Below are 5,172 nucleotides of genomic sequence, written 5' to 3'. Positions count from 1 at the left end.
CTTCGGCCATTTCCACCTTGGAGGCAAACGTGGCCTGCGGCCAGCCCAGCAGCGCGGCCAGCATCTGGCCGGTCTGGTTGCAGTCGTCGTCAATCGCCTGCTTGCCCAGGATCACGAGCTGCGGGGCTTCCTTCTCGACCAGGGCTTTCAAAAGCTTGGCCACGGCCAGCGGCTGCAACTCTTCAGCGGTCTCGACCAGGATGGCGCGGTCGGCGCCGATCGCCATGGCGGTGCGCAGGGTTTCCTGGCACTGCAGCACGCCGCAGGACACGGCAATGACTTCCGTCGCCACGCCTTTTTCCTTGAGCCGGGTGGCTTCCTCGATGGCGATCTCGTCAAACGGATTCATGCTCATCTTGACGTTGGCGATGTCGACACCAGTGTCATCTGATTTGACGCGGACTTTGACGTTGTAGTCGACAACGCGCTTGACGGGGACAATGATTTTCATGGCTTCCTTTTGATGATCAGGTTGAAATGTTCAGATGCAGCGCGCGCAGTTCACGCTATTGGTTCGTGATGCCCTTGTCGCGGATCACCTTGCCCCACTTGGTGTAGTCCTGCTGCACGCGGGTGGCCATCTGGCTGGCGGTCTGGTAGTTGGCAATGGCGCCGGCGTGCAGCAGCTTGTCCTGCGTGTCTTTTTCGGCCAGGATGGCCTTGACCTCGGCGCTGAGGCGGTCGACCACATCCTTGGGCGTGCCCGCAGGGGCCATCAGGCCGCCCCAGGACACGGCATCAAAGCCCTTGAAGCCCTGCTCGGCAATGGTTTTGACATCGGGGATCACCCCCACGCGCTGGGGCGAACCGACGGCAATGGCGCGCAGACCGCCTGACTGGATGTGCGGCAAGGCGGCCACCAGGTCGGCGTACATCATGGGCACCTGGCCGCCCAGCGTGTCGGTAATTGCCGGCACACCGCCCCGGTAAGGCACATGCTGCATGTCGAACTGGCCCATCTGCTTGAGAAGTTCCATGCTCAGGTGGCCGAAGCTGCCGACGCCTGAGCTGGTGTAGTTGAGGCGGCCGGGCTGCGCCTTGGCATGGGTCACGAGCTTTTGCAGGTCGGTCACGGTGGGCATCAGCGACGGGTTGACCACCACCACGATGGGCAGGTCGTACACCGTGGCAATCGCGGTGAAGTCCTTCACGCTGTCGTAGCCCGTGGTCTTGTACAGGTGGGGCGCCAGCAGGGTCGGCGTGGCCAGCATCATGAGGGTGTAGCCGTCAGCCGGTGACTTGGCCACCTGCGCTGCCGCAATCGCCCCCGATGCACCGGCCTTGTTCTCCACGATGACCGGCTGCTTGAGGCGCAAGGCCAGCTTTTGGCCAATGATGCGCGAGGCGGTGTCGGTCGGGCCGCCGGCCGGGAAGGGCACGATCAGCTTGATGGTCTTGCTCGGCCACGCTTGCGCGAAGGCGCTGCCTGCCAGCATGGGCAGGGACAGGGCCAGCAGGACGCGGCGGGTCAGGCCGGACAGCTTGAAAGAAATAGGGTTGGACATGGGTTCTCCTGGGTAGCTTGAGCAAAAAAAAATGGGATGTGGTCGTGTCTTCAGAGCACGCCAAGGGCCTTGAGCTCGGCCAGGCGCGCGTCGCCCAGGCCCAGCAGGCTCGACAGGACTTCGCGGGTGCCTTCGCCCAGTTCGGGCGGTGCGCGGCGCACCGGCAGGCGCTCGCCATCGAGCCGGTAGGGGGGCACCATCACATGCGTGCTGCCGGCCACCGGATGGGGCTGCTCGGTCACCAGCCCGCCGCGCACGGCGCGCTCGGAGGTCAGGGCTTCGTACAGGCCCAGCACTTCACCACACGGAATACCGGCCGCCTTGAGGCGTTGCAGCAGCAACTCGCGCGAACGGCTGCCCAGTTCGCGCAGGATCTCCGACATCAGCGCCTCGCGGTGGGCGCCGCGGCCCAGGTTGGTCTTGAAGCGCTCGTCATTGGCCAGGTCGGGGCGGTCGATCACCTCGCGGCAAAAGCGCTCAAACTGGGCGTTGTTGCCCACGGTGATGACCAGCGGGCCGTCTTCGGCATTGAACACGCCGTAGGGCACGATGGACGGATGCGCATTGCCGTAACGCGGCGGGTCTTTCTGCATCAGCATGGCTTCCAGCCCGTAGTAGGCCGTGATCATGAGGCCGCAGTCGAACAGCGCCATCTCGACATGGCGCCCGCGCCCGGTCTTTTGGCGCTCGAACAGGGCCGCCAGGATGGCCTGTGCCGAATACATGCCGGTGAACATGTCCACCGCCGCCACGCCGAACTTCAGCGGCGGCTGATCGGCCTCGCCGTTGATCGCCATCAGGCCGGCCTCGCCCTGCACCACCAGGTCGTAGCCGGGCCGCGCGGCCTCTGGTCCGCTGCGGTCATAGCCGGTGATAGAGCAGTAGACGATGTCGGGCCGCACGGCCTTGATCTGCTCGTAACCCAGGCCCATTTTCTCGGCGCCGCCGAACTTGAAGTTCTGGATCACCACGTCGCACTGCCGCGCCAGGTCCAGCACGATCTGCACCGCCTCGGGCTTTTGCAGGTCCAGCGTGATGGACCGCTTGTTGCGGTTCATGCTGTTGAAGTAGGCGGTTTCGGTTTTGCCCACGCGCAAGCCCCAGTCGCGCGTGTCGTCGCCGCGGCCAGGGTGCTCGATCTTGATGACCTCCGCGCCAAAGTCGCCCAGCACCATGCCGCACATGGGGCCGGCCAGCACGCGGGAAAGGTCCAGGACGCGGATGCCTGCCAGCGGCAGTGAGGAATTCAGGTCTGACATGATGGATCCGTTTTCAAAATATTCCGAAGCGCCCAGCCTCCCGGCAGAGCGTCTTCACGGTGCGGCCGCAGCGGCCCGTGCATGGTATCAAGCCTGGCCCAGTGCGATAAAGCGCGCCAGGTGGTGGTCCTCGTCGCCGAGTTGGTGGTCGATCATGACCAGGCGCTTGGCGTAGTGGGGCATGGGCAGCTCCCAGGTCATGCCGATGCCGCCGTGCAGCTGGATGCATTCCTCGGCCACCAGCGTGCCGATGCGGCCTATGCTGTATTTCGCGGCCGACAAGGCGCGCTCCCGCGTGCTGCGGTCGGCCTGCAGTGCGGCGGCGGCATTGATCACGGCCGAGCGGGCCTGCTCGATTTCCAGCAGCACATCGGCCATGCGGTGCTGCAGGGCCTGGAAGCTGCCAATGGCCTTGCCGAACTGCTTGCGCGTTTGCAGGTACTCGATGGTCTGCTTCTTGGCGACTTCCATCGCGCCCAGGGACTCGGCGCACAGCGCCAGGATGCCGCGGCCCACGGCATGCTCCAGCGTAGCCAGGCCCTGGCCTTCGGCGCCCAGCAGGGCCGAGGCGGGCACGCGCACTTGCGTGAAGGTGATTTCAGCGGCGCGGCTGCCGTCGATGTTGGGGTAGGCGCGCAGGCTGAGCCCGGCCGTGTCGGCGGGCACCACGAACAGCGAGATGCCGTCCTCGCTGTCCACGTCGCCGCTGCTGCGGGCGGACACGACCACGGTCTGCGCCTGGTCGCCCAGGGCCACCACCGCCTTGGCGCCGTCGATCACATAGTGGTCGCCGTCGCGGGTGGCGCGGGTGCTGACGCGGTGGAGCGCGTAATGCGCGTCGGCCTCTTCATGGGCCAGCGTGGCAATGTGGCTGCCGTCGATCAGGCCGGCCAGCAGCGCTTGCTGGGCGTCGTTGCCGGCGTGGGCCAGGGCGCTGCCCGCCAGCACGGCGCTGGCCAGGAAGGGTTCGACCACCAGGCCGCGGCCCAGGGATTCGAACACCACGGCAATGTCAAAGCCATCGCCGCCAAAGCCGCCTTGCGCTTCGGTGAACAGGGCGCCGATCACGCCCAGTTCGGCAAACCTGGCCCATTGCCCGGGGCTGTAGCCCTGGGCCGACTGGCTGATCTTGTGGCGGGTCTCCAGGCTGTACTGCTCGGCCACGTAGCGGTCGAGCGCGTCCGCCAGCATTCGGCGGTCTTCGGTGTGGGTGAAGTTCATGGTGGGGTCCTCGTGCGTGCGGTGCTTTACAGGCCCAGGATCATCTTGGAGATGATGTTCTTCTGGATTTCATTGGAGCCGCCGAAGATCGACAGCTTGCGGTTGTTGAAGTACTGGGCCGAGGCCGAGGCCGACTCCTGCGGGCCTACGGAGGGCTGGTCGTAGCCTTCCTGCAGCGCTTCCTCGATGAAGGGCAGGGCATAGGGTCCCATGGCGCGGCGGGTCAGGGCGGTCAGTTCCTGGCGGATCTCGGTGCCGCGAATCTTGAGCATGGAGCTCTCGGCCCCCGGCACGCCGCCGCCTGCCACGGCCGTGATCACGCGCAGGTTGGTGGTCTTCATGTTTTCCAGGTCGATCTCGACCCGGGCCAGGCGCGCCGCGAACAGCGGGTCCCGCGCCAGGGGCTGGCCGTTCTTCAGGGTCCTGGCCGCGATCACCTTGAGGCGCGCCAGCGCGGCATCGGAAAAGCCCACGCCCGCGATGTTGGTGCGCTCGTAGGTCAGCAGGTACTTGGCGCAGGTCCAGCCCTTGTTCTCCTGGCCCACCAGGTTGCCTGCCGGTACCTTCACGTCGGTAAAGAAGACCTCGTTGACCTCGTGCTCGCCATCGAGCGTGATGATGGGGCGCACGTCCACGCCGGGCGTGGCCATGTCGATGAGCAGGAAGCTGATGCCTTCTTGCGGCTTGACGTCGCGGTCTGTGCGCACCAGGCAAAAGATCATGTTGGCGTGCTGTCCCAGCGTGGTCCAGGTCTTTTGGCCGTTGACGATGTAGTGGTCGCCGCTGCGCACCGCGCTGGTCTTGACCGACGCCAGGTCAGAGCCCGCGCCCGGCTCCGAATAGCCCTGGCACCACCAGTCTTCACCGCTGAGGATGCGCGGCAGCCAGTGCTGCTTCTGGGCTTCGCTGCCGTACTTGATCAGCACCGGGCCCAGCATGTTGACCCCGAACGGAATGGTGCGGGGGGCATAGGCCAGCGCGCACTCGTGGTCGAAGATGAACTTCTGTACGGTGTTCCAGCCCGGTCCGCCGTACTGCTCGGGCCAGTGGCTGGCCAGCCAGCCCTGGGCGTTGAGCAGCGCATGCCACGCTTGCAGGTCGGCCTTGCCCAGGCGCTTGCCGTCACGCACCTTGGCGGTCAGCCGGGCCGGCACCTTGTCGGCCAGGAAGCGCTGCACTTCGGCGCG

General features: G+C 66.0%; 5 protein-coding genes. All 5 read right to left on the bottom strand.

Translation table 11 applies throughout. The features are described from left to right. Positions 1-451 (bottom strand): electron transfer flavoprotein subunit beta/FixA family protein (locus IV091_RS16555; protein WP_293470356.1); only part of this gene is annotated, 451 nt, incomplete at its 3' end. Between the two features lie 55 nt (positions 452-506). Further along, complete coding sequence (locus IV091_RS16550) at positions 507-1,505, bottom strand: tripartite tricarboxylate transporter substrate binding protein (protein ID WP_293470355.1); 999 nt, start codon at positions 1,503-1,505, stop codon at positions 507-509. 50 nt (positions 1,506-1,555) lie between these two features. Then, positions 1,556-2,764: a CaiB/BaiF CoA-transferase family protein gene (locus IV091_RS16545; protein WP_293470354.1), complete on the bottom strand. Its 1,209-nt coding sequence runs from the start codon at positions 2,762-2,764 to the stop codon at positions 1,556-1,558. A gap of 87 nt (positions 2,765-2,851) precedes the next feature. Further along, a complete protein-coding gene (locus tag IV091_RS16540; protein WP_293470353.1) occupies positions 2,852-3,985 on the bottom strand; it encodes an acyl-CoA dehydrogenase family protein in 1,134 nt (377 codons plus the stop codon). Positions 3,986-4,011: 26 nt separating this feature from the next. Further along, positions 4,012-5,172: acyl-CoA dehydrogenase family protein (locus tag IV091_RS16535; protein ID WP_293470352.1), on the bottom strand; the 1,161-nt coding region annotated here is incomplete at its 5' end.

Source organism: Polaromonas sp. (genome assembly GCF_018780625.1).
Classification (GTDB): Bacteria; Pseudomonadota; Gammaproteobacteria; order Burkholderiales; family Burkholderiaceae_C; genus Polaromonas.
Note: the sequence above shows the minus strand (reverse complement) of the source record. Positions and strands in the feature narration are given on the sequence as shown.

What these genes read in the sequence shown, in the direction of transcription:
- IV091_RS16540 (WP_293470353.1), bottom strand. Translation starts at nt 3,985, where the DNA reads ATGAACTTCACCCACACCGAAGACCGCCGAATGCTGGCGGACGCGCTC.
- IV091_RS16550 (WP_293470355.1), bottom strand. Translation starts at nt 1,505, where the DNA reads ATGTCCAACCCTATTTCTTTCAAGCTGTCCGGCCTGACCCGCCGCGTC.
- IV091_RS16545 (WP_293470354.1), bottom strand. Translation starts at nt 2,764, where the DNA reads ATGTCAGACCTGAATTCCTCACTGCCGCTGGCAGGCATCCGCGTCCTG.